The sequence below is a fragment of the Acinetobacter sp. WU_MDCI_Abxc222 genome (assembly GCF_025514755.1).
In the GTDB taxonomy this organism is placed as follows: domain Bacteria; phylum Pseudomonadota; class Gammaproteobacteria; order Pseudomonadales; family Moraxellaceae; genus Acinetobacter; species Acinetobacter geminorum.
This window is the reverse complement of record NZ_JAHPVG010000002.1, coordinates 186,027-210,909: the sequence shown is the minus strand read 5'-3', so window position 1 is coordinate 210,909 and position 24,883 is coordinate 186,027. Positions and strand designations below refer to the sequence as shown.

Here is a 24,883-nt window from a genome sequence, read left to right as displayed (position 1 = left end):
TTACACTCATTAAAAATATAAGTTTTTTGTATTTATAAAATATAAAAAATAAAGATGTTATAAATGTATTAAAAAACGATAATTTAGTTATTTTTAGTTTGATGATTAAAATAATTTTTGTTTAAGGAAATGGTTATTAAAATATTTCTAAAAATAATAATTTCTTTGTAACATGAAAATAATATGACAAAAGATAAAGGGTTACCTGCCTTATGTCAGGTAACCGCAATATGATTGTCAATTTAAGCGATCAACTCGATTGTACTTCTGGCATCGCAACCATTTTTTTACGATATTTTAATAAATACGTAAGCGCTAAAACAGCCAGCCAAATTGGACCTAAAATCACGGCAAGTCTCATATCTGGCGTCATTGCCATAATAATAAGAATAAAACATACAAAGCTAATGGTTAAATAGTTACTCCATGGGCTAAGGATGCTTTGAAATTTGGTTTGACGCTTTTGCAATTTCATTGCTTTAGAAAATTTCAAATGAGTCACTGAAATCATAAGCCAGTTAATAACAAGCGCAGCCACCACAAGCATCATAAAGAGTTGAAAAGCTTGACCAGGAATCAGATAGTTCACAACTACACATATTGCAGTGATAGATGCAGAAACAACTGCTGCTGGAACCGGAATACCACGACTGTTTACTTTTTTCAAAATTGCAGGAGCATTACCCTGCTCTGCCAAACCATGCAACATACGACTATTACAATAGATACAGCTGTTATAAACTGAAATAGCAGCAATCAAGACCACAAAGTTTAAGACGTTCGCAACACCGTTACTATTGAGTGACTGGAAGATCATGACAAATGGACTGCCGCCTTCTGCCACCATATTCCATGGATAAAGACATAAAAGAATACCGATTGCACCGATATAAAAAATCAGAATACGGTACACAATCTGATTTACTGCTTTAGGAATAGTCGTTTCAGGTTTCTTCGTTTCAGCCGCAGCAATACCAATTAATTCTAAGCCGCCAAATGCAAACATAATGACAGCTAAAGCCATGACAAAACCGTGAATCCCATGTGGGAAGAAACCACCGTGTTGCCATAAATTTGCAATACCTGCTTGCGGACCTGCTGAGCCTGAAAGTAAAAGATAAGCACCGAAACCAATCATGCTTAAAATGGCAACAATTTTAATGCAGGAAAATAAAAACTCGGACTCCCCAAAAAAGCGGACATTTACCAAGTTAATGCCGTTAATTAAAATAAAGAAAAATAAAGCAGTCAGCCATGTCGGAATTTCAGGCCACCAAAACTGTATAAATGTCCCAATTGCACTCAATTCAGCCATACTGACGAGTACATATAATACCCAATAGTTCCAGCCAGACATAAAACCAGCCATTTTGCCCCAATACTTGTTCGCAAAATAACTAAAAGAACCACTGACCGGCTCTTCAACAACCATTTCACCTAAATGGCGCATAATTAAAAAGGCAATAATTCCAGCAATTGCATATCCTAATAAAATTGAAGGACCTGCCAGTTTAATTGTTTGTGATAGTCCTAAGAATAATCCTGTACCAATCGCCCCTCCGAGTGCGATGAGTTGAATATGCCGATTGGATAAGCCTTGTTTTAACTCGTGCTTATTGTTTGCATCCATAACATTATCTCCAATGTTGGTGTCACTTCCTGTACACCTTTATTCAGCACCACATCCGAAGATCAAGAACCGATCTTCGGACATAAATTTACTGTAATGTGAGTCCATTTAATTTTTGAGAAGACGTGTCCTGTCTTCTATTTAAAAAGAGATTGCATCCTTACATTTAACTGGTTGGGAACGCTCCTTTAAAATTTCGTAGCCGCGATCACCGTAGTCAAAACGTGCAATCACAGAAGCAAATTTTTTCAAACTCACCGGTGCATCCATTGCTGGTAGTTTTAATTCAATAAAGGTTAATTGATCATTTTGCTGAACGTTGTCTAAAACGCTCTTCAGCTGGCCAACGGTTTCAACCACATAAGTTGTATGGCCTTTTTTACCGTTAAATACCGCAGGAATTTCAGTGTATTTCCAGTTTTGCACATCGTTATAGGCCGCGTTTTCGCCCATAATTAAACGTTCAATGGTGTAGCCGCCATTGTTCAGCAAGAAAATGATTGGTTTTAAACCGTGACGGATAATTGTAGAAAGCTCTTGTACCGTAAGCTGGAATGAACCATCACCAATAAACAGAATTTGACGACGTTCAGGAGCAGCCAACAAACTACCAAGCAAAGCCGGTAAGGTGTAACCAATAGAACCCCAAAGCGGCTGTGCAATATATTTGGCTGTGGCAGGAAGTTTGATACCTGACAATGCAGAGTTTGATGTTCCTACCTCACCAATAATCACATCATCTTCTTTTAAGAACCCTGAAATGTAATTCCAAAGCACATCTTGACTTAGCTTTTGCTGAGCTGGCGCTTCAATTACTTTCTGTGGTTGTTTTTCAAGAAGAGGTGTTGTCGATTTACGTGGCGCAACTTTTTTATTTAGCTCGACAAGTAATTGCCCAATTTCAATACCCGGAAAATCCTGACCAAAAATATTTAAGCCATAAGATTTAATTTCAATGTAGTTCTTAGTCTCAATTTGATGAGTAAATACAGCTGAGCCTACATCGGTAAAGCGTGCGCCAACACCAATTAAACAATCAGATTGTTCAATGATATTTTTTACATGCGGTTGGCTTGCCCCACCCACATAAGTTCCAATGTAACGAGGTGAGCCTTCATCCATAATATTTTTTGCAGTATTCATGCCTGCAAATGGAATTGAGCATTTTTGAGACAAATCATTTAAAAGTGACGTTACACCAAAAACTGAAGCTTCATTATCAATAAGAAGAGCTGGGCTTTGAGCATTCTCAATAATGTCACAAAGTTTGCTCACCACAGTTTGTAATAATTCAGGTTCAACAGCTGGGTAGCTTAAGTCAAGCGGACGCTCAGATACTTCAATCTTAACGTGAGTAATATCGCCTGGTAGTTGAATGTGCACAGGACGGCGTTCAAGGAAACACTGACGTAATACACGGTCAATTTCAAAGGCTGCATTTGCTGGAGTTAAACGTGTTTGGGCAACTGTGAACTCTTTCATACAGTTCATAATATTGTCGTAGTTACCATCGACAAGCGTGTGATGTATTAGTGTGCCCTTTTGAACCGCATGTAAAGGCGGAATACCTGAGATATGAATAAGAGGTACATTTTCTGCATAGGCACCTGCAATACCATTAATCGCACTTAAGTCACCTACACCATAAGTGGTTGCCAAGGCAGAAAAACCGTTAATTCGTGCATAACCGTCTGCTGCATAAGCAGCATTTAATTCATTACAATTTCCAATAAATTCGAGTTGTGGGTCTGCTTCAACTTGTTCTAGATATGAGAGGTTAAAATCACCAGGTACACCAAAGAGATGTTGGATACCCATTTGTTTTAAACGAAGATTTAAAAATTCACCGATTTCTATGAACATTGCTCTATATCCTTTGAGACCAATTTTTATTCCATAGAAAAATAATATTTCATCTATCTTTTAGATTTCGTGCATAATGAAAACGCATTTTAATAAAAATACATGATTTGTGTATCATAAAAGGATTTTATGCAATGGATAAGTTCGACTGGCAAATCATTCAGGCACTACAAAAGAATGGACGGCTCACCAATCAGGAAATAGGCGATTTAATTGGTTTATCTGCTTCACAATGTTCAAGAAGAAGGCAGCTACTCGAGCAAAAAGGGATAATTCTAGGCTACACTGCGCGCATCCAGCAGCAGGCGCTAGGACTGGAAGTTACAGCGATGATACATATTAATCTAAGAACACACGAGGCAAAATCACAGCAGGCTTTTCAAGAGCTCATTGAAGCTGAAGACAACATTCAGGATGCATTTTCAATTAGTGGTGATGCAGATTTTATTTTAAAAGTCGTTGCAGAAAACTTAGAACAGCTTTCTCAATTTGTGACTGAAAGATTGCTTTCTTATAATTTTATAGGTCACATAAAGTCTTACATTGTTCTTAAAAAAATTAAAGAACAGAATCATTTTTTAATCAAACCTAAAAGCATGAGCTATCATCACTCCCAATAAGTAAGCGAAGCTTTTCTCCCATATAGATAAAAATAAAAAGGCGGATACTAGATCCGCCTTAAAATGAATATTTAGACTTTACTGATATGAACCGTTTGCCCAATCGTATTTTCCAGCAAACCTTCTAAGCCAAATTCAGCACCTAAACCAGACATTTTCCAGCCGCCAAAAGGCGCATGAGGAAGAACTTCTGCATGGGTATTAATCCAAACAGTTCCGCATTGAAGCTGACTAGCATAAATCTGCGCTGCTTTAAGATCAGAAGACCAAATTGAGCCACCTAAACCAAATTCACTATCATTGGCACGAGCAATAGCATCGTTGATATCGGTATATTTTAAGACAGGTAATACAGGACCAAATTGCTCTTCTTGTACCACGCGGCAAGAATCAGAAACTTCAGTCAAAATAGTTGGTGCAATAAAGTAGCCCTGCTCTGGTAATTGTTGTTGCCCAGACAGCGCTTTTGCACCCTGTTCAATGGCTTCGGCAATAAGTGCTTTCACTTTGTTATATTGCATTTGGTTTTGTACTGGACCAAATGTTGTAGAAGATGCCATTCCGTCACCCACAACTTGAGCGTTGGCAATATCAGCTAACTTTTGAGATAAAGCTTCATATTGGCTTTCATGCACGTATAAGCGCTTTAATGCAGCACATGTTTGACCAGCGTTTAAGAATGCCATATTAAAAATCTTAGCTGCAATTTCATCAATATTTGCATCTGGTAATACAATACCAGCGTCATTACCACCAAGTTCTAAAGTTAAGTGTTTTAGCTGCTGAGCTGCACCAGCCATAATGTGCTGGCCTGTTCGAGTTGAACCCGTAAATACAACTTTTTGTACATCAGGATGGGAAGATAATGCTTCACCAATCTCACCAGCACCAACCACAATTGAAATAACACCAACAGGGACCTCTTGCTGAATGATTTCACATAAACGTAAAGTTGAGAGTGGTGTGTATTCAGAAGGTTTGCTAATCACAACGTTACCCGCACGCAATGCAGGCATGATATGCCAAACCGCAATCATCAGTGGCCAGTTCCATGGTGTAATTGAAGCCACTACACCTAATGGTTGGCGATGGCGCTCAATACGCTTGGTTTCACTATCTTCAATTACTTCTACAGGTAAATCCATAGCAGCCGCATAGCGAGTCCAGCCAATTGCACCCTGTACTTCCATTTGTGCAAGTGCCAGTGGCTTACCTTGTTCAAGCACAACCAACTCTGCAAGCATTTCAGCATGCTTTTCAATACCGTCAGCAATTTTATTTAAAATTGATTTACGTTCATCGTGCGAGACTTGTTGCCAAGCTTTAGATGCCTGTTTAGCTGCACTCACTGCTTGATTTACCTGTGCAACCGATGCTTTTGCACAACGTGCAGCAGTTAAGCCAGTAGCAGGGTTAAGAATTTCTAGCTCACCTTGTTCACCTGAACAAAGTTGACCGCCAATAATAAGTTTAAACTCATTGAGCATATTCGCTTGTTGCATTTCTTCTTCCTTGTCTTAATTGTAATTACAGCCACTTACTTTTTTCAGTTAAAGCGGGATTATTTAAAGTAAGTACGATATTGATATAACAATGTGACCAAAATATTGGGGACATACCAATACAATAAGAAATTTGCTTCCCATAAATCATGCATAATTATTTTTGTTTTTTGAAAATATGCATGATTTGTGCATGCACTCTTCTCGTAATACACATTTTAAATAAAAATAATCTGTAATAAAAAAAGCCCGGTAATGAACCAGGCTTTTTTATTATCAACTCAATTAGTCAATTGGTGGTACATAGTTACCAGAAGCAATTGCATCTTTAATGCGGTCAGCTTCAGCCAATACTTGACTTAAAAGGTTTTTAACGTTTTCGAATGTCACAACAGGGCTTAATGTTGTCATCTTCAATGACTGTACATTACCAACTTTTGTTACACCAATATTTGCTTCACCACGTGCAAACAATTCGTCCGCTACGTTTTGGTTTAAGCTATCGATAAACTCAACTGGATAGCCTTGTGGCACAACACGGAACAATACCGAAGCAAACTGAGGCTCAACTAAAAGTTCTAAACCGTCAGTTGCCTTGATGTAATCTGCAACTTCACGAGTCAGTTTTACACCATGGTCAATCATTGAACCGTAAAGGTCTTCACCTAGTGATTCGATTGTCATCCACAATTTCAATGCATCAAAACGACGAGTCGTTTGTAATGACTTAGACACAAGGTTTGGTACACCATGTTCTTCGTCATAAGCAGAGTTCAAGTATTCAGCTTCGTAGTGCATGAAACGATAGTTCGCTTCGTCTTTTAACAAGAACGCGCCACAGCTAATGCTTTGGAAATAATGCTTATGGAAGTCAAGGGTGATCGAGTCAGACAACTCAATACCATCAAGCATTGCACGATAGTCATTTGACAGAATTAATGCACCGCCCCATGCCGCATCGATATGCATCCATGAACCATACTTATTGGTAATTTCACGGATTTTCTTCAATGGGTCAATTGCACCGGCATCTGTAGTACCTGCTGTCGCAACGACACAAGCAACGACTTTACCTTCAGACTGAAGATGCGCCATCGTTTTTTCGAGAGCATCTACATCCATTTGTGCATTTTCATTCACAGGCACAGTCACAACTGACTGGAAGCCCATGCCCATCATTGCCATGTTCTTTTGCACAGAGAAATGTGCATTTTCAGAACAAATGACTTTGACGTTTTTCATTGCATCGGCAGGAATACCATCACGCTGTACAGACCATGGATTACCATTTTCGTCTTTCCAGTTTTTCGAGATGCACCAGTCACGAGCAAGCAATACACCCATCAAGTTAGATTGAGTACCGCCAGAAGTGAAAACACCAGCCTGCCCAGAACCATAACCTACTTTTTGACGCAACCAATCAATGAGCTGAACTTCCATTAATGAACCAGCCGGGCTTTGATCCCATGAGTCCATAGATTGGTTAGTTGCATTGATTAACACTTCCGCAATCTGGCTCATCACCATGGTTGGGCAGTGTAAGTGTGCTAATGAATGTGGATGGTGTACTTTCAAGCTTTTATTCAAGAAAAGCTCAATCATACGTTGAAGAGATTCTTGTACACCCATACCCTCTTTTGAAGGTTGGAAAGAAATTGCTGAACGCAATTCTTTAATGCTACCGCCAGTGTACATCTTTTCATTTTGCAACCATGCTGAAACGGCTTTTACCGCTTCGCCCATTGCTGACTCATAGTCAGCAATGGATTGTGCATCATTGCAGAGTAACGCTTTACGATGTTCTGCAAAATCCACCATACTTATGCGCCTCGTACTGCAACCAATGCTTCTGCAATTGCTTTCTTAAAGCGAGCAACTACTTCAACACACTCGTCTTGAGTGATGATTAGCGGACAAAGTAAACGAATTACTGTACCGTTACGGCCACCTTTTTCAAGCAATAATTTATTGTTGAAACAAGCAGTTTGAATCGCAGCAGCTAATTGTGAATCAGCAGGATGCGAACCAATACGATCAGCTGGTTTACGCTCGTCAACGATCTCAACACCGATCATTAAACCGCGACCACGTACGTTACCGATACATGGGAATTCTTGAGCTAATTTTTTAAATTCAGCTTGTAAGAAGTCACCACGCTCTTGCGCATTTTGAGCAAGATTTTGTTCGCTAATCGTTTTTAATACGACAAGACCAGTACCCATAGCAAGTTGGTTACCACGGAAAGTACCCGTGTGACCAGCAGGTTGCCAAGCATCAAATTTACGTTTAATACCTAATACTGCAAGTGGTAAACCACCACCTACTGCTTTAGACATTACAACAACATCAGGTTCAATACCTGCATGTTCAAATGCAAACATTTTGCCTGAACGTGCAAAGCCAGCTTGAACTTCGTCTAAAATTAAAACGATGTTGTGCTTTTCAGTCACTTCACGGATTTTTTGCAACCATTTTACTGGTGCTGTAACTACGCCGCCTTCACCTTGAATCGCTTCAAGAATAACAGCAGCCGGTTTTGTTACACCGCTTTCTACATCTTCAATAAAGTTTTCAAAGTAGTAAGTTAAAGCGTCAACACCAGCTTCCCCACCTAAACCAAGTGGGCAGCGGTATTCATGCGGATATGGCATGAATTGTACGCCTGGCATTAAACCGTTAACTGCATTCTTTGCACTTAAGTTACCAGTCATAGCAAGTGCACCATGGGTCATACCATGATAACCGCCAGAGAAACTGATCACTGAACTACGGCCAGTGTAAGTCTTAGCAAGTTTAATTGCTGCTTCAGTTGCGTCTGCACCAGCAGGACCACAGAACTGCAAGCAATATTCTTCTTTACCACCAGGTAAATATGCTAACAATGCTTCAGTGAATGCATCTTTTAAAGGTGTGGTTAAGTCTAAAGTATGCAATGGCAAACCACTTGCCAATGTATCTTGAATACTTTGAATCACCGCAGGATGATTATGACCTAAAGCCAATGTACCTGCCCCAGCTAAACAATCAAGGTACTGTGTACCTTCAACATCAGTAACCCAGCATCCTTGTGCTTTCGCTATCGCTAACGGTAATTTACGTGGATAGCTACGAACATTTGATTCCATTTGACTTTGGCGAGTCAAATAATATTCGTTAGTAGCATTAGTGGCAGGGTTAACGGAAGTAACGCTCATATCGGATTACCATCTCTGATAGGGGTAGAAAGAAATAAGTCTGGTGACGATTGGTCCTTTGACTCGGTGCTTTATAGAACTAGCAAAGACACTTATTTTATATCTTGTAACTAGGAGCGCGATGATACCTAATTTTACAAGAAAAAAAACGTCTTTTATGTACTTTACTCATCTAATCTTATTGAAAAAATGTATCATCCCAATAGTTATGATGAATTATCATCATACTATGTGACAACCTAAAGAAAATATTCTTTTTTTATATTACTTTGATTTTTTAGTTTACATTGAAATATTTTATTTTTAAGTTACTATTTTTTAAAAGATTTCACCTTAGCCATCATTTAAAAAAACTGATCTCAATATTACAAATACGCCACAAAATCTGCAAAAGTTATGCATAAGTTATGTTTAACATTTCTTAATGAAAAAAATTAAATTTATATTAATTTTTAAAGGAAAAATTTATGCGTACTTTAGCCGTATCAACCCTTCTTTTAGGTTCCCTCCTTAGCCCTTTAGTTTTTGCTCAGGATGATAATGCTTTGAACTACAATATTGTAAATGTACAAGCCGAAGCTTCTCGCCAAGTTTCTAATGATGAAATGCATGCGACTTTATATATTGAAAAAAGTAACAAACAACCAGCTGAACTTTCAAATCAAATTAATCAATTAATGAATCAAGCGCTTAGCGTTTCTCGTAAATATCCTCAAGTAAAAGTGGAAACTGGTGCTCAAAGCACTTACCCAATTTACGATAACGATAGCAATAAGTTAAAAGAATGGCGTGGCCGTGCTGAAATCCGTCTTGAAAGTAAAGACTTTAAAGCTGCTAGCCAGTTAGTAAACGAATTACAGCAAAACTTCCAAACTCAATCAATTAACTTTACGGTTTCTGATGAACAACGTAAAAAAGTTGAAAATGAGTTGATGGTTGAAGCCTCTAAAAACTTCCAACAACGTGCTCAAATGTTGACCCAAGCTTGGAATAAAAACCAATATACTTTAGTCACTCTAAACCTGAACACAAATAACTATTTCCCACAGCCTGTAATGCGTGCCAGTATGGCTAAGTTTGCCGTTGCCGAAGCTGCACCAGCTCAAGACATGGCAGCTGGTGAGTCTAAAATTACTGTGAATGCAAACGGTTCAATTCAGTTTAAATAATTTGTTTGTCTAAAAAGCCGTATGAAAGATGCGGCTTTTTTTATGGGTAGAACAAAATCTTTAACTCAAATTTTGCAAAGAATCCCACGCAGCTTTCGCCAAAATATCCTTATAAACTTTAGGGTTTGAGGTAACTCGTTGTGATAACCATGCACGGCAATAATTTTCTGTAGATCCGATCACTAGTGAAAGTAATAGCTCATGCGGTATCGATGTTAAAAACCCGGCCTCAGCATAATTTGAAATTGCATTAAAGATCTTTTGATTTCTTAATTTATTTTTCTGAATGAGACGTTCTTGGTCTTCACCCTGCATCACACTAAAACGAGCAGAGATTAAAAATTTAGCAAACTCTGGCTGTCCACTTACCCAATCAACATAGCTATGAATAAAAGCATATAAAACATCTTGAAGCGATTTTGTAGTCTCGAGATAGTTATCTCTTAAGGCCGCTTGGTCATCTAAAGCTGCAAAAAATAAAGTCGCAACAATACCTTCTTTATTTTTAAAGTGATGATAAATAGCCCCTACACTGCTGTCAGATTTGGAACGAATCATTTCAATGCTTGTAGTTTCAATTCCATTTTCTAAAAAACAAGACAAGGCATCTAACAAAATCTGTCTCTTTAAAGTAGCCCTTCTGCCCGGATATAACCGCTCTAATAACTCTTGTGCAGATTGCATCATTTAGTCCCTAACCAGTTATCGGAGATATTCTGAATGACTTGACTCAATTTTGTAAACAGAATTATATTCTTTAACAGAACTTTATTCTGTTTTTTATGGAGCCTTAAATCATGGCAACCACTTTAGAACTTTGGAACAAGGTGTCTAGTTTTCCGAAAGGAAAATGGACTTTCTCACGCATGCTATGTTTAAAAGCACCTTATTTCGGAAGTATTTCCCCGCTCTTTATCGAGTTAAAACCCAAATATTGCGAAATAGCCATTAAGAAAAAACGTTCCGTTCTAAATCATATTGGAACAGTACATGCTATTGCGATGTGTAATATGACAGAGCTGGCAGGTGGAACAATGACAGAAGTTACTGTGCCTTCTACACACCGCTGGATCCCCAAAGGTATGACAGTCGAATATTTAAAAAAGGCAGAAACAGACCTCATTGCAGTTGCAACGCCTGTAGAAAAAAATTATGACTGGGAAAAAGCTGGCGAATATTTAGTGAATGTAGAAGTCTATGATGCTCAAAAAGACAAAGTTTTTCAGGCTACGATTACTATGTGGATTTCTAAAAAGAAATAATAAAAAGCCCTGAAATAATCAGGGCTTTTTGACTTATTTTTTAAAAGGTAAAGCGTATTTAAATATACGGCCTACCACTTGTCCAAACTGTTTAGCCAAACTTGCATTGTTATAATTTAGACCATATTTTTTACATACAGCTTCAACTTTTGGAGCCATTTGGCGATAACGACGCGCTGGAATATCAGGGAATAAATGGTGCTCAATCTGATGGCTCAAATGTCCGCTTAAAATATGTAATGCTTCTGAACCCTTCAAGTTAGAAGAACCACGAATCTGGCGCATATACCAGTGACCACGGCTTTCTTCTTGTAAAACAGACTTTGGAAATACTTCTGCATCTTTTGTGAAGTGACCACAGAAAATAATCGTAAATGTCCAGATATTACGAAGACCATTTGCAACCAAATTACCAGTGAATACAGGTAAAGCTGCTGGACCTGCAATTAAAGGGAAGAAAACATAGTCTTTAAAAAGTTGTTTTCCAATCTTTTTATTCACAGGTTTTAATTCTTCCAAGAATTTTGCCATGCTCTTACGTTTATAAAGAACACGTCCAATTTCAAGATTCTGAATAGCTACGCCCCATTGGAACAATAAACAAAATGGGATGCTATAAACAGGTTGAAGTAAGAAACCTGGCTTCCAGCGTTGCTCTGGGAATAAACGAAGTAAACCGTAACCAATGTCATCATCAATACCTTTAATATTGGTATAGGTGTGATGTTTATAGTTATGAGTTTGGCGCCAGTTATCAGAAGTACCAACTGTATCCCACTCGTAAGTTTGACCATTAAATTTAGGATCGTTCATCCAGTCATATTGACCGTGCATCACGTTATGACCGAGTTCCATGTTTTCCATAATTTTAGAGAAGCCTAATAGGCCTGTTCCTAAAATCCACGCTGGTGGGAACCAACCTGCAAACAAACATGCTCGGCCTAGAAAGCTACTATAACGAATTGCAGCATAAACACGGCGGATATATTTAGCGTCTTTTTCGCCCAAATCATCCAATACTTCTTGCTTGATCTGATCGAGCTCTTTTGCAAATGCATCAAGTTCTGCTGGAGTCAAATCTCGATTTTTAGGATTTTTAAAATATTCGACTTTCACTGGCATATTCATAAGAGTTCTCTCTTAAAGATCAATAACTAGATCGGATTGTGCTGAGTTCACACAAATTTTGAGTAATTGGCTTGGTTCAGTGTTCTCACTACCGTTGAGTAAATTACGTGTTGAACCTTGTGATTTATTACAAACACATTTATTACAAATTCCCATACGGCAACCATGAGTTGGTTTAAGACCTTCATGTTCAAGGCTAACCAGAATTGACTGGCCTTTAGGAATTGCAATAACCTTATTAGACTGGGTTAATGTGACATTCACATAACCAATATCATCAGCAGAGCTTTCATTTGTTAAGCTAAAGGCTTCTGTTAAAACGGCTGGAGCTTTTTCAAAAAGTTGCTCAACAGTCGCCACAAAACCAGAAGGTCCACACGCATAAATTGTGCTGTTTTCGACATCATCAACTAAAGCTAAATGCTCTGCATTTAAACGTTCATCATTTGGAGTTTCTTGTGTATAGAAAACCTGATAATTAAAGTTCGGATATTGCTGTGCAACTTTTTCAAAGTATTCAACAAAAGCCGCATCTGAACGCTGTTTTACCCAATATAAAAGTTGTACCTGAACTTTATCTAACTGCTGGCTTTGTTTAATCGCAGTAATTAGACTCAACATTGGGGTAATGCCACTACCTGCAGCCAACATAGTTAAATTCGATGTTTTGATGTTTTGTTGCATGTCACCATACGGTTGTCCAAGCTCAAAAACATCACCGATTTTGCTTTCAGAAATAAACCAGTTACTCACAATACCATCAGCAACTTTTTTAACTGTTAAACGTAGGTGCTGCGCATCAATTTGCGTCAAACTATAAGTACGTTCATAGCGACGACCAGCAATTTCTACAATCACAGGATGATGCTGGCCTGCAACGCCCATTTTTACTAGGCGGTTACATTTTAGCGTCAGGCTCACCATGTCATGAGCGACAAATTCTTTTTTTACAATTTGAACAAGTCCGTGCTTTACAGACCATAAAGGATTAACTTTTTGTAGCCAGAAATTAGCCATTTCTTTATCAAAGATGGCTTGTGTCAATGAATTGAATAGAGAATTTCTCTTTTCGATTGCTTGCATAACTGAAGGCTCTGTCGCTCTTTTTTAATTATTATACACATGTATATATATTTGTATATACACCCGTACTTTTAATTACAATTTCACAAGTTCAGCTTCTAAGGCTATAATCCTGAGAGTTTACAAATATATTGAACAGCATGACCCAATCTTCACTTTCTCAGAACCTGAATGACACACCCCAACAACAAGATGTCATTGAAATTAAAACAGCTACGCGTTCTGTTGGAAGAAAAGCGACAATTACTAAAGAAGAACTTTTTCAGGCCGCTCTAAATCTTATTGGTCCGCAAAAAAGTATTGCGTCATTGAGTTTACGAGAAGTAGCTCGAGAAGCAGGAATTGCGCCAAATAGTTTCTATCGACATTTTAAAGATATTGATGAATTAGCAATTTCTCTAATTGACCGTGCAGGTATTGTTTTACGTAAAATCATCCGTCAGGCTCGCCTACGCGCTTCCTTACAAGAAAGTATTATTCGTAGTTCTGTAGATATTTTCCTTCAACAACTCGATGCCGATGAAGGCAATTTAAGTTTATTACTACGTGAAAGTTTTACAGGTTCTGCTTCTTATAAGGCTGCTGTAGATCGCCAGCTCAACTTTTTTCAGCAAGAGCTACAAGAAGATTTAATCCGTCTTGAGCGCTTAAATAACAATCACCTTTATCACCCAGACCTCGTTGCCAAAGCAATTACTCAACTTGTGTTTCACATGGGTGCCAAAGTGATTGATTTACCGATCAATCAACGGACAGAAGTTGCTGAACAAACCATGATTATGATTCGAATGATTTTAGAAGGTGCTCGTCATTTGGATGAAGCAAAAATTCGCTAAAATCCCCTAATGAATGGCCTGTTGATTAACAGGCCATTTTTACATCTAACCCTTCTATTTTCTAATAAAAATATAATTCACTGATTGAAGCGAATAGCTTGCCAGAGTATAAATAATTACCCCATTTGCTCTTTCTCCTATATTCCCAACGATCTCAGGGATTCACATGCAAAATTTGAATAATCGTCAAAGTCTGATTGCAAGCTACATTCTTATGGGCATCTTTTTGCTTTCGGTTATCCCATTACATCTATTAGCAAGTTTTTTTGCAGGCTTTCTCATTTATGAAATTATTATTAGTTTAAGTTCGGTTGTAGAACGTTATATTGATGGCCAAAGAGCCCGTATTTTTATTAGTATTTTATTAAGTATCGTCACCATCTCACTTATTGGTTTTTTCATTACCAGTCTGATTAGTTTTGTTGTATACGATCTAAAAGGCGTCGGATTACATAGTATTAATAGTAAAGTTGATCAAACCTTACTTCATTTACAAGCAGAAATCACAAAATATCTTCCAGGTTATATTCCTGATAGCGTGACAGATCTAAAAGACGAAATCTTTGCATTTATGAAAGATAACGTCACCACCCTAAAAAATACCAGTTCCGATATTTTGCATAACTTCGTGACTATGGTCATGGGATTAATTATTGGTATTTTGGTGGCAATACATGGTTTTCATCGCCGTACGCCTCAGCCTGTTTTTAAGTCACTGCTTATCCAACGTATTCAAAAATTATCAATTTCATTTAAAAATGTTGTTTTTGCCCAAATAAAAATTTCAGCTATTAACACGCTGCTCTTTATTTTGTTTGCATTTATTTTATTACCGCTGTGGGGAGTCCATCTTCCTTTTGCAAAAACTTTAACCATTTTGACCTTTATGTTTGGACTGATTCCAATTTTAGGTAATCTGATTTCAAATACTTTGACATTTATTGCCGCTCTTACCATTTCTCTTGGACTAGCAGGAGCAGCATTACTTTATCTCGTTCTTGTTCACAAACTTGAATATTTTATTAATGCTAAAATTATTGGGCATAAGATCAATGCCAATGCATGGGAAATTTTATTAGCAATGCTAGTATTTGAGTCAATTTTTGGTTTAGGTGGTTTAATCGCTGCTCCAATTTTTTATGCTTATTTAAAATTAGAGTTAAAAGATGCCGGTCTCATCTAACTCAAAATCAATATATAAAAAAAGCGCCCTCTCGGCGCTTTTTTCATTTTGAGTGAGTTACGGCTTAACCACCACTAACACCTGAATTGCTTCTGGTGTAACAGTTAAACCATCAAGTAAGCTCAAGCCTTCTTTTTGCAGTTTTTGTAAACGTTCAATTTCGTCTTGACGAATACTTGGGTTGAACTGTTTTAAATAAGTTAAACGGTCAATTTCATATTGCCATTTATTACCATAATGTTCTTTTGCTTGCTGCTGAAGCTGCGGTAAATCAACTTTCGCAATTTCTAACGCTTGTTTATAGCGCTGCTCAATGATATCACGACGAGCCTTAACTACTTGGCGGCAGCTATTGCCATCTAAGTGATGTAAATATGGTTTTAAAATTGTCGGATCAATTTTTTCAGATAAATCCTGACCATTTTCACTTAACAATACACGAATAAGCTGCTTAGGTAAGCTTGATGGTAAATTCAGTGACTTCGGTGCAACAACATCCACTTTAAACCAGACTTCAATTAATACTGAACCCTGCTTTAATGCATTAGATTTAAGTACAGCAACATTGGTACTACCAAATGATTGCGTACGGATCATTTCCATAACACTTTCAATGAATGGATGCTCTAAAGTTAAATATTGAGCATCTTCACGAAGTTGAGCTTGATCGCGATAGAAAGTTGCTGTCATACCTTCTTCGTCTAATGCCAAACCTTGCACTTGCATTTGGTCGGTCGGTTTAATAATCACCGTACCATTACTTTGTTCATCAAAATCGATATTGGTTGATGACATGAAACGCTTCACAAACATTGGCAGCGTTGTATTGTCGTCATAGTCTTCAAGAGCTTGAACAATTTCTTGTGCCACAATAGGACGACATGAATTATATTCAAGTAAACGATCTCGGCCGGCTTGAAGTTCAGCTTCCAAGGCTTGACGTTGAACATTCACCTCTTCAAGCAAATCTTCAAATGTTTGACCTTGGTCTGCAAGTAAACAGTCTTTTAACTCAACAATAAAGTTCTCTTGCAGCGTTTGTGCTGTTGGAGAAATATTGCTGAAAATATTCAGAGCTTCATTATACCAACGGAACATACGCTCTTGAGCTGTTCCCACAAGGTATGGCACATGAATTTGAATACGGTTTTCTTGCCCAATACGGTCTAGACGGCCGATACGTTGCTCTAAAACATCTGGGTTAGCTGGTAGATCAAATAAAATTAGATCACTGGCGAATTGGAAATTACGGCCTTCCGAACCAATTTCTGAACACAGTAAAATCTGCGCACCATAGCTTTCTTCAGCAAAATAAGCAGCCGCTTGGTCACGTTCAAGTAAGCTCATACCTTCATGGAACATTGCAGTACGAATACCTGCATGCAAACGCAACACATTTTCTAAAGATTCAACTACTGGTCCGCTACGCGCAATTAAAAGCACTTTTTTATGCTTAAGATCTTTGCGTAAAATTTCCATTAACCACGGCACACGCGGATCATTTTGCATCCATGAACCATCAATTTGTGCTTCTTCAGGCCACATTTGCTCACGCAGTTTGCCATCTTTTGACCAATCTTCTGGTGCTGGTAATGGTGCTGGCTGACAATCACGACCTGGGAAGCCCTGAATGGCTTCACGTGTATTACGGAATAAAATACGTCCAGTACCGTGACGGTCTAATAATTCGTGAATTGCTCTAAAGCGTTGATCTGGCTGGTCTTCAATGCTGTGACCTAACAAACCTTCTAAAGCAGATAAATGCTCTGGTGTTAGAGCTTGATCCGACATGAGCACTTCAGCAATTTTTGCAGTCTGCTGGTACTGAGTCTCTTCATCTAAGAAGCGCTCTAAACTACTAAAACGCTGTGGATCAAGTAAACGTAAGCGAGCAAAATGACTTTCTACACCTAATTGTTCAGGTGTTGCAGTGAGTAATAATACTCCTGCTGTATTTTCAGCGAGTTCTTCAATTAAATCGTAGCGATCATTACCGCCTTCTTCTTCGCTCCACATCAAATGATGTGCTTCATCGACTACGAGCAAATCAAAACCAGCTTCTATGGCTTGCTCACGCAAATCATCATGGTCAACCATTAAGTCAACGCTGGCAATAATGCATTGCTCAGTCAAGAACGGATTAAGTTCCGGATCATGTTCTTTAATAGATGCGGTACGTGTTAAATCAAACAGAGAGAATTGCAAGTTAAAACGACGGCGCATTTCAATCATCCACTGATACTGTAGAGAATCAGGGACTAAAATCAGAATTCGTTCTGAACGACCAGTTTTAAGCTGTTGGTGGATAATTAAACCAGCTTCAATTGTTTTACCTAAACCAACTTCATCGGCAAGTAAAACACGAGGTGCAAAACGTTTACCAACTTCATGTGCGATATAAAGCTGATGAGGAATCAAACCAACACGGGCACCGACCATACCACGTAGAGGGCTGGTCTGCATTTGCGCTTGCATCAACATCGCTTCAATACGCAGGTCATACCACTCTTTATAATCAACTTGACTTGCAAGCAAACGATCTAAAGGTTTAGATAATTGAATTTGCGCACCAATACGCGTTTCATTGAGTGCTTTACGCTCTTGCTCGCCATTTTCTAAAGTACGAACAACGTTGTAACGCAAAACGCCATGACGATCTTCAACAGACTCAACGATCCACTTCTGGCCTTCTTGATCTTGAACTTCATCATTCGTATTGAAGATGATACGAGATAGTGGCGCATTATTACGTGCATATACACGTGTCTCATCACTTTTGGGGAATAAAATGCTGACAGATCTTTCATCTACATCAATAAGAACACCTAAACCGAGCTCAGTTTCTGTGTCTGATAGCCAACGTTGACCAATAGCATACTGCTGCAATTTTTCCACCTTTCTCTCAAGTTCGCACTACATATTGTACGATGCAAATTAGCTTATTTTTGCATCTTTTTATGTAGTCTTTAAAGCAAAATTTTGAAGCAAAAACCAATTAAATCGCTTTGCTACAAAAAATCACGCATTAAATTTTTTACATTAAAACGGTACAGGACAGTCAAAAGTTAATGTTTCTGCTGTGACAGGATGATTAAAACTTAACTGTTTGGCATGCAAACATAAACGCGGAACAAGTTGTTGCTCCGGTGTTGCATACAGCGTGTCACCTACAATTGGATGCCCAAGATATTGCATATGTACACGGAGTTGATGAGATCGGCCCGTAATTGGTGTTAATTTCACACGAGTTACAGGCTGTCCCTGAATCTGAAAATGTTCTATGGCCTGCCAATGTGTTAAAGCAGGCTTGTTGTGAGAAGCGTCGACAATATGTAAAGGTGGTCGGCTTGGGTCATAGATGACAGGAATATCTACAGTCCCCTCACCCTCTAAATGCCCTGCGACAAGCGCTTCATATATTTTTGAAGTCTGACGATCTTGAAATTGACGTGCAATCGCACTTTGACCGCGCTTCGATAAACCAAATACTAAAATACCTGAAGTATCTCGGTCTAGTCGATGAATGAGCAAAGTTTTAGGTTCAATCGCAACCAACCTTGTCAAAACGCTATCATGTAAATCACCTTTACCAGGAACACTCAAGATGTCCGAAGGTTTATGAATCACCATAAAATCATCATCACGATAGATCAGATGTTCACTTAGAAAATCACTCAAAGTTGTATTCCCAAGGTAAGATGAAAAACAAGCGGGCAATAATAAAAAGCTTACGTCCGAATTACAATGCCGTTCGGGTAAATTAACAGCAGAATTTGCAAATATTATGGATCACTTGAGGTCTATAGTCAGTCAAGGCTTCAATAACTGCATAATATGTTGCAATGTCGGTGTTTGCATTATCTCTTCAGCGCTTAAGCTCGCACCATTTGCACGCCATAGATCGACTAGATAATTCACAGCAGACTGATCTAATCCGTAGTTTCTTAAATCAATTTCAGGATGGATCTCCATGGGGTGTCGCCCCACCTGTTCAGCAATTGCCAATAAAATTCCTTTATCTGACAAGATATAGGAGGAAGATGCACTTAAAGACCATAAGCGTATTAAGCTGTACGTATTTAAATGTTTTATATGGTCAAAACTGATCTTTTCAATCCATTGGATATGCTGCTCTAGATTAGCCGCCAAGATCGCATCATTTACAACACTGACCTGATCTGTAATCGATAAAACAAGCTGCATGACTTGTTTAAACAGAGGAGATAAATCACCTGCCATCATAACTTGAGCTTTAGTATTTGATGACAAACGCTGACCAAGCTCCAACATCGTTTGTTGAAGCTGAGATGTCTCAATAAAAATAATTGGAATTTCGAGTGATTGAGCGCGCTTAATCAACAGTTCTAAATGGTTCGCCAATGGTTGCTCAGACCAATCTGGTCGTAGTTTAAGCTCATTGAGCCCAACCATGAGCAAAATACTTTGCGCTGACTCAATTGACCAATTTGAAGTACTTGCGGCTAACTGGATTTTTCGAGGTAAGGGATAAAACATTGTTCTCTATAAATATAAAAATAGCTCAAATTAAAAAGCCCGTTTAATACGGGCTTTTTTGCTTACTTCATTTCAGCGAATGTTTCTTTTGCAGCCTGAATCGTAAATTCTATATCTTCATCAGAGTGTGCAGATGAAATAAAGCCTGCTTCAAATGCTGAAGGTGCCAAGTTTACGCCACGTTTTAACATACCATGGAAGAACTTTTTGAAAGCTTCAATATCACATGCCAACATAGAGTCAAAGCTTGTAATGTCTTCTTGGTCGGTAAAGTAAAGACCGAACATTGCGCCAGCTTGCTGAGTCTTAAATGGAATACCCGCTTCATCAGCTGCAGCTTGTAAGCCTGCAAGTAACTTTTCAAGTTGAGCAGATAATTTGCTGTAAAAGTCAGGTTGGCGTAAATGTTTAAACATTTCAATACCAGCACGCATAGCAAGTGGATTACCAGATAATGTACCTGCTTGGTATACACCGCCTAAAGGTGCGATGCATTCCATGATTTCACGCTTACCACCAAATGCACCAACAGGCAGACCTGCACCAATAATTTTACCTAAAGTCGTTAAATCAGGTTTAACGTTATAAACTGATTGCGCACCGCCTAAAGCAACACGGAAGCCTGTCATCACTTCATCAATAATGAATACAGATTTATATTCATCACAAATATCACGAATGGCTTGTAAGAAACCGTCAATTGGTTTCACCATATTCATGTTACCCGCGACTGGTTCAATAATAACACCCGCAATTTCATGGCCAAATTTAGCAAAGCATTCTTTTAATGCAGCAATATCATTATACGGCAGCGTTAAAGTATGTTTAGCAAAATCAACAGGAACACCTTTCGAAGTTGGTTCACCTTCACCTAACGTGAGTAAACCTGAACCCGCTTTTACTAAAAGTGAGTCAGAGTGGCCGTGGTAACAACCTTCAAACTTCACGATTTTGTCACGGCCAGTATAACCACGTGCTAAACGAATAGCGGTCATGGTCGCTTCTGTACCCGAGTTAGTCATACGCACCAATTCAATTGATGGCATGATTTCACAGATAATATCTGCCAGTGTTGTTTCGTGTACGGTTGGTGCACCAAAACTTAAGCCATCTTCTGCTGCTGTTTGTACAGCCTTAATAATCTCTGGATGAGCATGACCTAAAATCATTGGTCCCCAAGAACCAACATAGTCAACATAACGCTTACCATCCACATCCCATAAATAAGCACCTTTTGCTTTCTCGATGAAAACTGGTGTTCCTCCAACGCCATTAAAGGCACGTACCGGAGAGTTCACACCACCTGGAATGTGTTTGCTGGCTTGTTTAAATAACTGTTCTTGCTTTGGAGATAAACTCATGGAAATGCTCGTCTTAAATATCTAAAAAATAATTTTGAAAGCTTAAGAAAATAATTGTGCCCACGCCTGTACACGGGCAGGAATTTCAGCAGTTGATCGGCCTAATATATCACTAATGACTGCACACAGGTCAGCCCCAGCCTCAATCACAGGTTGTGAGTTTTCAACCGTTAAACCACCAATCGCACAAATTGGTAAATCATATTGGGCTGCTGCTTGCTTAATTACTTCGATACCTACATTACCTGCTTCTGGTTTTGTAGAGGTCGCATAGACCGCACCAAATGCAATATAGGTCGCGCCATCTGCAATTGCTTTTTGCGCAAGTTCTAATGAGTTCAGACAAGTACGGCCAATAATCACGCCTTCTGGTAATTGCGATTTTGCATCAGTAATTTCACCGTCACTTTGACCTAAATGCACACCTAAACCAAACTGAGCGGCGAGTTTTAAGTCATCATTAATGACAAAAGGAACCTGATATTTTTCACACAATAATTTGATTTGTTCGACTTCTGCGGGTTGGTCTGCTTTGTCTATTTTCTTACGGCGGTACTGTAAAATTGCGACCTGACGAGTTGCGAGCGCGGCATCTAGTTTTTCTAATAATAGTTGGATTGGGTCATCGTTGGTAATGAGGTATAAACCGCGCATACTCTACTCTCGCTTTAAAAAACTTCGCTAGTATAACGGATTTATAGATCATCATAAGTACCGATTGATATAGGCTTACCAGTACCAATCGGATATTTAAAAGAGAAAGTAAAAATTAACTCGGAATTTTGTCGTGCTTACGATCAACCAAACTCAAACGGCCACGTGCAACATCAGACAACATTCGCCAATCAGAAATAAAACTATAGAAAGGCTGTTTAAAACTTGCAGGCTTATTTTTTTCAAACACAAAATGTCCAACCCAAGCATTTGCATAACCCGCTACCAAACCATAAAGTACATATTTGGGTTGTTTCTTACGAATTGCTTTTGAAAAAAAGTATATGCCAATACTGCTACCCACCACATGCAAACGTCTGCTCATAATGTTACGGTGTTCAGTTAAATAAAAACGATAAAATTCCTGATAATTTTTAATCGGCAATTCAAACTCTGGCTGAGCTTCATGGCTAAAGTTTACTGGTGCATTCACGATCATCTTCCTGATTTTTATTTGATCAAAACGTCACCTGATTGTACACCTAAATAAAAGTGTAGCGTCATATGTTTGATTGTAACTTTCTCTATCAAAACCATTATTTTTAGAGCTAAGCTATTATACTTATTCAAGATAGTCTAAATACCTGATTCAGGGAGATATATTATGGTCGAAGTCGAACTAAAGTTTCAGTTACCTGAATCGAAGAAAAAAACTGTCCAGCAATACTTAAAAAAACACAAAGCAAAGAATATTCACTTACAGGCAAAGTATTACGATACTCCTGATCGACTGCTTGCAAAAAACGGTATGGCCTTACGTTTACGTAAAGAAGATGATCAATGGGTACAAACATTTAAAGCCGCAGGTCAAAGCCATCTCCACCGTGTTGAAGAAGAAATTCATTTAGGTGTGTGTGACCAAGAACCTGACTTAAACCTTGAGTTATATCAAGATAATAAAGTGGTAACTGATTTAATTAATACGGCTTTAGGAACAGAAGCCGAAAAATTAAGTTTGCAGTTTGAGACTGATGTACATCGTACCTACCATGTGTTTGAAGCAGATAATACAGCGATTGAAGTTTGCTTAGATGATGGTGTCGTAAAAACAGCAGATGCACAAAGTGTAATTTGCGAAGTCGAATTTGAACTCAAACAAGGGGCTGTGAAAACGCTAATTCAGTTTGCGCAGCAATGGATTAATCGTTACGCACTTTGGCTTGATGTAAGAAGTAAAGCCGAACGTGGCAATTTATTAGCATTAGGACAAGCTGCCTCACCTGCTATTCATGCCAAAGCTCTAACATTAAATAAAGATATTACTGCTCAACAGGCTCTCAAAAAGATTGTCGAAAACTGTTTAGAACAATTCTTACCAAATATGGCTGTCATTGCCGATGGGGTTGCTGAAGCTGAGCATATTCACCAAGCACGTGTGAGTCTACGTCGTTTACGTAGTGCCCTTAAGCATTTTGCAGGTTGGTCAGGCGAGCTAAATCCTCTTTGGGAAGAACAAATTGCTGAGCTTTTCCGTAAACTTGGAGACACTCGTGATGAAGATGCGATTCGTACCGAAGTGTTACCTATTATTCAACAACATGGATCACCTGAACTATTACTACCAGTTTCAGCCCAGCCCTCAAAAGAACTCTCAACAATCTTTACCTCTGCAGACACGATTAAGCTATTACTCAATTTATTAGCATTTGCTTATTCAGAAGAAGATTCTAAGTCCCAAAAAGGCAGCTTAAAAAAACATATTAAAAAGAGCTTAGATAAGTTACATCATAAAGTGATTAGTAATGCTGAACACTTCTCTGAGCTTGAAGTGACTGAACAACACAAAATAAGAAAGCAAGCTAAGCAGTTACGTTATTGTGTTGAGTTTATTTCTAGTCTTTATCCAAATAAAAAAGTACAGCAATATTTAAAACAGCTACAACCTGTGCAAAATACCCTAGGTCAATATAACGATTTGTTTATTGCAGAAGGTATTTTTAACAATGTGGTTGAACAAGATCCGTCTTTCTGGTTTGCCTTAGGTTGGGTCAAAGCCAAACAGCCACAATTACAAAAGCGCTCAGCAAAAGCTTTACAGACTTTTAGTCAGGCTGAAACTTTCTGGTAATTTATAAAAAGTCGCTGTAAACGTGCAGCGACTTTTTATCGGTATTTACCAAATACTTTCCATACACCGTTATCTGCCAACGGATCACTATAGCTATCGCTGCGTTGCTTTCTTGGCTTATCACGAGCATCGACCAGTTTAAAATGCGGTTCAACCCCTAGCACAATCCCATTGGTGTAAAACCGTGAACGTGTATATTCGCTTTGTCCATGCTGGAATACATAGGTTCTTAAATCGATAAATTCACGGTGAGCAACCAGAGCCGCGGTATCATCACTTTGCAACCATTCTTGCATCGTAAAAATCTGATCAGTTTCGAACTGCCCGCATTTTTCAATAAGACTCGCAACACCGCGAAAAGTTTTAGATTCTTTTGCGCGTGTTTTATTAATCCGAATTCGGTCTACGTGAAAAAAGAATAGCGGTAAATTTAAATGACTTGGCAAATGAATCGCATCTGGTAATTCATCTTCCATAAATGGCTGAAAAAGCTCTTGCGCCCTTTCAATTAGCCCCTGCCATTGACGGTAGTAGTTTTCGACTTCTTCTTGCAAGCCATAATAAATGGGCAATCCTTCGACATGCTCTAAATATTGAGGTGGGAAAACATGCTGGCGTAATAAAGCAATATCTGTCTTTAAACTTTGAATAGCAATTGCATCTTGCATATTAGTTTCTCCTACCAATACTTAGGCTATTTACAGACTAAGTCAAAGGTTTTGTTTCCGCAAGCGTTTGCCTATAATAAGCAGCTC

21 protein-coding genes are annotated in these 24,883 nt (G+C 38.5%); 6 read left to right on the top strand and 15 right to left on the bottom strand.

What is annotated here, in order from left to right; genetic code table 11:
• Positions 1-250: 250 nt before the first annotated feature.
• The gene (locus KTJ10_RS04995; RefSeq protein ID WP_170249454.1) at positions 251-1,630 is read right to left on the bottom strand and encodes an amino acid permease; all 1,380 of its coding nucleotides are present in this window, start codon (positions 1,628-1,630) and stop codon (positions 251-253) included.
• 141 nt (positions 1,631-1,771) lie between these two features.
• Complete coding sequence (locus KTJ10_RS04990; protein WP_262441480.1) at positions 1,772-3,493, bottom strand: alpha-keto acid decarboxylase family protein; 1,722 nt, start codon at positions 3,491-3,493, stop codon at positions 1,772-1,774.
• 134 nt (positions 3,494-3,627) lie between these two features.
• Here KTJ10_RS04990 and KTJ10_RS04985 point away from each other — a divergent pair, with 134 nt between their 5' ends.
• Positions 3,628-4,113, top strand: a complete 486-nt coding sequence (locus tag KTJ10_RS04985; RefSeq protein ID WP_004700117.1) for an Lrp/AsnC family transcriptional regulator — start codon at positions 3,628-3,630, stop codon at positions 4,111-4,113.
• A 71-nt stretch (positions 4,114-4,184) separates the two neighbouring features.
• Here KTJ10_RS04985 and KTJ10_RS04980 read toward each other — a convergent pair whose 3' ends face one another.
• The 3 genes from KTJ10_RS04980 to KTJ10_RS04970 all read right to left on the bottom strand — a co-directional run bounded on the left by KTJ10_RS04980 (position 4,185) and on the right by KTJ10_RS04970 (position 8,809).
• Positions 4,185-5,615 carry an aldehyde dehydrogenase family protein gene (locus tag KTJ10_RS04980; RefSeq protein WP_199975846.1) on the bottom strand — a complete coding sequence of 477 codons (1,431 nt, stop codon included), beginning with the start codon at positions 5,613-5,615 and terminating at the stop codon, positions 4,185-4,187.
• Positions 5,616-5,900: 285 nt separating this feature from the next.
• Positions 5,901-7,433, bottom strand: coding sequence for a pyridoxal phosphate-dependent decarboxylase family protein (locus KTJ10_RS04975; RefSeq protein WP_199975845.1), 1,533 nt, complete (start codon positions 7,431-7,433; stop codon positions 5,901-5,903).
• A 2-nt stretch (positions 7,434-7,435) separates the two neighbouring features.
• The gene (locus tag KTJ10_RS04970; RefSeq protein WP_002118718.1) at positions 7,436-8,809 is read right to left on the bottom strand and encodes a diaminobutyrate--2-oxoglutarate transaminase; all 1,374 of its coding nucleotides are present in this window, start codon (positions 8,807-8,809) and stop codon (positions 7,436-7,438) included.
• A gap of 467 nt (positions 8,810-9,276) precedes the next feature.
• Here KTJ10_RS04970 and KTJ10_RS04965 point away from each other — a divergent pair, with 467 nt between their 5' ends.
• Complete coding sequence (locus KTJ10_RS04965) at positions 9,277-9,978, top strand: SIMPL domain-containing protein (protein ID WP_086265414.1); 702 nt, start codon at positions 9,277-9,279, stop codon at positions 9,976-9,978.
• Positions 9,979-10,038: 60 nt separating this feature from the next.
• On the opposite strand, the gene KTJ10_RS04960 is transcribed toward KTJ10_RS04965, so the two are convergent.
• Positions 10,039-10,662 carry a TetR/AcrR family transcriptional regulator gene (locus tag KTJ10_RS04960; protein ID WP_199976152.1) on the bottom strand — a complete coding sequence of 208 codons (624 nt, stop codon included), beginning with the start codon at positions 10,660-10,662 and terminating at the stop codon, positions 10,039-10,041.
• Positions 10,663-10,775: 113 nt separating this feature from the next.
• Between KTJ10_RS04960 and KTJ10_RS04955 the strand changes: the two genes are divergently transcribed.
• Positions 10,776-11,240 (top strand): hotdog fold domain-containing protein, encoded by a 465-nt coding sequence (locus KTJ10_RS04955; RefSeq protein ID WP_262441479.1) that lies wholly within the window; start codon positions 10,776-10,778, stop codon positions 11,238-11,240.
• Positions 11,241-11,273: 33 nt separating this feature from the next.
• On the opposite strand, the gene KTJ10_RS04950 is transcribed toward KTJ10_RS04955, so the two are convergent.
• Both KTJ10_RS04950 and KTJ10_RS04945 read right to left on the bottom strand, forming a co-directional pair.
• Entirely contained in the window at positions 11,274-12,368 is a 1,095-nt protein-coding gene (locus KTJ10_RS04950; protein WP_002118415.1) for a fatty acid desaturase family protein, read from the bottom strand.
• 12 nt (positions 12,369-12,380) lie between these two features.
• Positions 12,381-13,451 (bottom strand): ferredoxin reductase, encoded by a 1,071-nt coding sequence (locus tag KTJ10_RS04945; protein ID WP_199975843.1) that lies wholly within the window; start codon positions 13,449-13,451, stop codon positions 12,381-12,383.
• A 140-nt stretch (positions 13,452-13,591) separates the two neighbouring features.
• Between KTJ10_RS04945 and fabR the strand changes: the two genes are divergently transcribed.
• The gene (gene fabR, locus KTJ10_RS04940; RefSeq protein WP_086265418.1) at positions 13,592-14,287 is read left to right on the top strand and encodes an HTH-type transcriptional repressor FabR; all 696 of its coding nucleotides are present in this window, start codon (positions 13,592-13,594) and stop codon (positions 14,285-14,287) included.
• Positions 14,288-14,453: 166 nt separating this feature from the next.
• Positions 14,454-15,470, top strand: a complete 1,017-nt coding sequence (locus KTJ10_RS04935; RefSeq protein WP_086265419.1) for an AI-2E family transporter — start codon at positions 14,454-14,456, stop codon at positions 15,468-15,470.
• Between the two features lie 57 nt (positions 15,471-15,527).
• Here the strand turns inward: KTJ10_RS04935 and rapA are convergent, their stop codons facing one another.
• From rapA to KTJ10_RS04905, 6 genes are all read right to left on the bottom strand, one after another.
• Complete coding sequence (gene rapA / locus KTJ10_RS04930) at positions 15,528-18,365, bottom strand: RNA polymerase-associated protein RapA (RefSeq protein ID WP_005073250.1); 2,838 nt, start codon at positions 18,363-18,365, stop codon at positions 15,528-15,530.
• A 144-nt stretch (positions 18,366-18,509) separates the two neighbouring features.
• A complete protein-coding gene (locus KTJ10_RS04925; RefSeq protein WP_005307342.1) occupies positions 18,510-19,148 on the bottom strand; it encodes an RluA family pseudouridine synthase in 639 nt (212 codons plus the stop codon).
• A 132-nt stretch (positions 19,149-19,280) separates the two neighbouring features.
• Complete coding sequence (locus tag KTJ10_RS04920; RefSeq protein ID WP_262441478.1) at positions 19,281-19,985, bottom strand: acyl carrier protein; 705 nt, start codon at positions 19,983-19,985, stop codon at positions 19,281-19,283.
• Between the two features lie 62 nt (positions 19,986-20,047).
• Positions 20,048-21,346 (bottom strand): glutamate-1-semialdehyde 2,1-aminomutase, encoded by a 1,299-nt coding sequence (gene hemL / locus KTJ10_RS04915; RefSeq protein ID WP_016146072.1) that lies wholly within the window; start codon positions 21,344-21,346, stop codon positions 20,048-20,050.
• A 42-nt stretch (positions 21,347-21,388) separates the two neighbouring features.
• Positions 21,389-22,000, bottom strand: a complete 612-nt coding sequence (thiE, locus tag KTJ10_RS04910) for a thiamine phosphate synthase (RefSeq protein WP_206216413.1) — start codon at positions 21,998-22,000, stop codon at positions 21,389-21,391.
• A gap of 115 nt (positions 22,001-22,115) precedes the next feature.
• The gene (locus KTJ10_RS04905; protein WP_081309192.1) at positions 22,116-22,499 is read right to left on the bottom strand and encodes a DUF962 domain-containing protein; all 384 of its coding nucleotides are present in this window, start codon (positions 22,497-22,499) and stop codon (positions 22,116-22,118) included.
• 165 nt (positions 22,500-22,664) lie between these two features.
• On the opposite strand from KTJ10_RS04905, the gene KTJ10_RS04890 reads away from it, so the two are divergent.
• The gene (locus KTJ10_RS04890) at positions 22,665-24,128 is read left to right on the top strand and encodes a CHAD domain-containing protein (protein WP_410468412.1); all 1,464 of its coding nucleotides are present in this window, start codon (positions 22,665-22,667) and stop codon (positions 24,126-24,128) included.
• Positions 24,129-24,163: 35 nt separating this feature from the next.
• Here KTJ10_RS04890 and KTJ10_RS04885 read toward each other — a convergent pair whose 3' ends face one another.
• Entirely contained in the window at positions 24,164-24,796 is a 633-nt protein-coding gene (locus tag KTJ10_RS04885; RefSeq protein ID WP_002118705.1) for a hypothetical protein, read from the bottom strand.
• Positions 24,797-24,883: the final 87 nt, after the last annotated feature.

Coding starts and splice junctions, on each gene's coding strand:
- KTJ10_RS04995 (WP_170249454.1), bottom strand. CDS start 1,630: ATGGATGCAAACAATAAGCACGAGTTAAAACAAGGCTTATCCAATCGG.
- KTJ10_RS04990 (WP_262441480.1), bottom strand. CDS start 3,493: ATGTTCATAGAAATCGGTGAATTTTTAAATCTTCGTTTAAAACAAATG.
- KTJ10_RS04985 (WP_004700117.1), top strand. CDS start 3,628: ATGGATAAGTTCGACTGGCAAATCATTCAGGCACTACAAAAGAATGGA.
- KTJ10_RS04980 (WP_199975846.1), bottom strand. CDS start 5,615: ATGCAACAAGCGAATATGCTCAATGAGTTTAAACTTATTATTGGCGGT.
- KTJ10_RS04975 (WP_199975845.1), bottom strand. CDS start 7,433: ATGGTGGATTTTGCAGAACATCGTAAAGCGTTACTCTGCAATGATGCA.
- KTJ10_RS04970 (WP_002118718.1), bottom strand. CDS start 8,809: ATGAGCGTTACTTCCGTTAACCCTGCCACTAATGCTACTAACGAATAT.
- KTJ10_RS04965 (WP_086265414.1), top strand. CDS start 9,277: ATGCGTACTTTAGCCGTATCAACCCTTCTTTTAGGTTCCCTCCTTAGC.
- KTJ10_RS04960 (WP_199976152.1), bottom strand. CDS start 10,662: ATGCAATCTGCACAAGAGTTATTAGAGCGGTTATATCCGGGCAGAAGG.
- KTJ10_RS04955 (WP_262441479.1), top strand. CDS start 10,776: ATGGCAACCACTTTAGAACTTTGGAACAAGGTGTCTAGTTTTCCGAAA.
- KTJ10_RS04950 (WP_002118415.1), bottom strand. CDS start 12,368: ATGAATATGCCAGTGAAAGTCGAATATTTTAAAAATCCTAAAAATCGA.
- KTJ10_RS04945 (WP_199975843.1), bottom strand. CDS start 13,451: ATGCAAGCAATCGAAAAGAGAAATTCTCTATTCAATTCATTGACACAA.
- fabR (WP_086265418.1), top strand. CDS start 13,592: ATGACCCAATCTTCACTTTCTCAGAACCTGAATGACACACCCCAACAA.
- KTJ10_RS04935 (WP_086265419.1), top strand. CDS start 14,454: ATGCAAAATTTGAATAATCGTCAAAGTCTGATTGCAAGCTACATTCTT.
- KTJ10_RS04920 (WP_262441478.1), bottom strand. CDS start 19,985: ATGTTTTATCCCTTACCTCGAAAAATCCAGTTAGCCGCAAGTACTTCA.
- hemL (WP_016146072.1), bottom strand. CDS start 21,346: ATGAGTTTATCTCCAAAGCAAGAACAGTTATTTAAACAAGCCAGCAAA.
- thiE (WP_206216413.1), bottom strand. CDS start 22,000: ATGCGCGGTTTATACCTCATTACCAACGATGACCCAATCCAACTATTA.
- KTJ10_RS04905 (WP_081309192.1), bottom strand. CDS start 22,499: ATGATCGTGAATGCACCAGTAAACTTTAGCCATGAAGCTCAGCCAGAG.
- KTJ10_RS04890 (WP_410468412.1), top strand. CDS start 22,665: ATGGTCGAAGTCGAACTAAAGTTTCAGTTACCTGAATCGAAGAAAAAA.
- KTJ10_RS04885 (WP_002118705.1), bottom strand. CDS start 24,796: ATGCAAGATGCAATTGCTATTCAAAGTTTAAAGACAGATATTGCTTTA.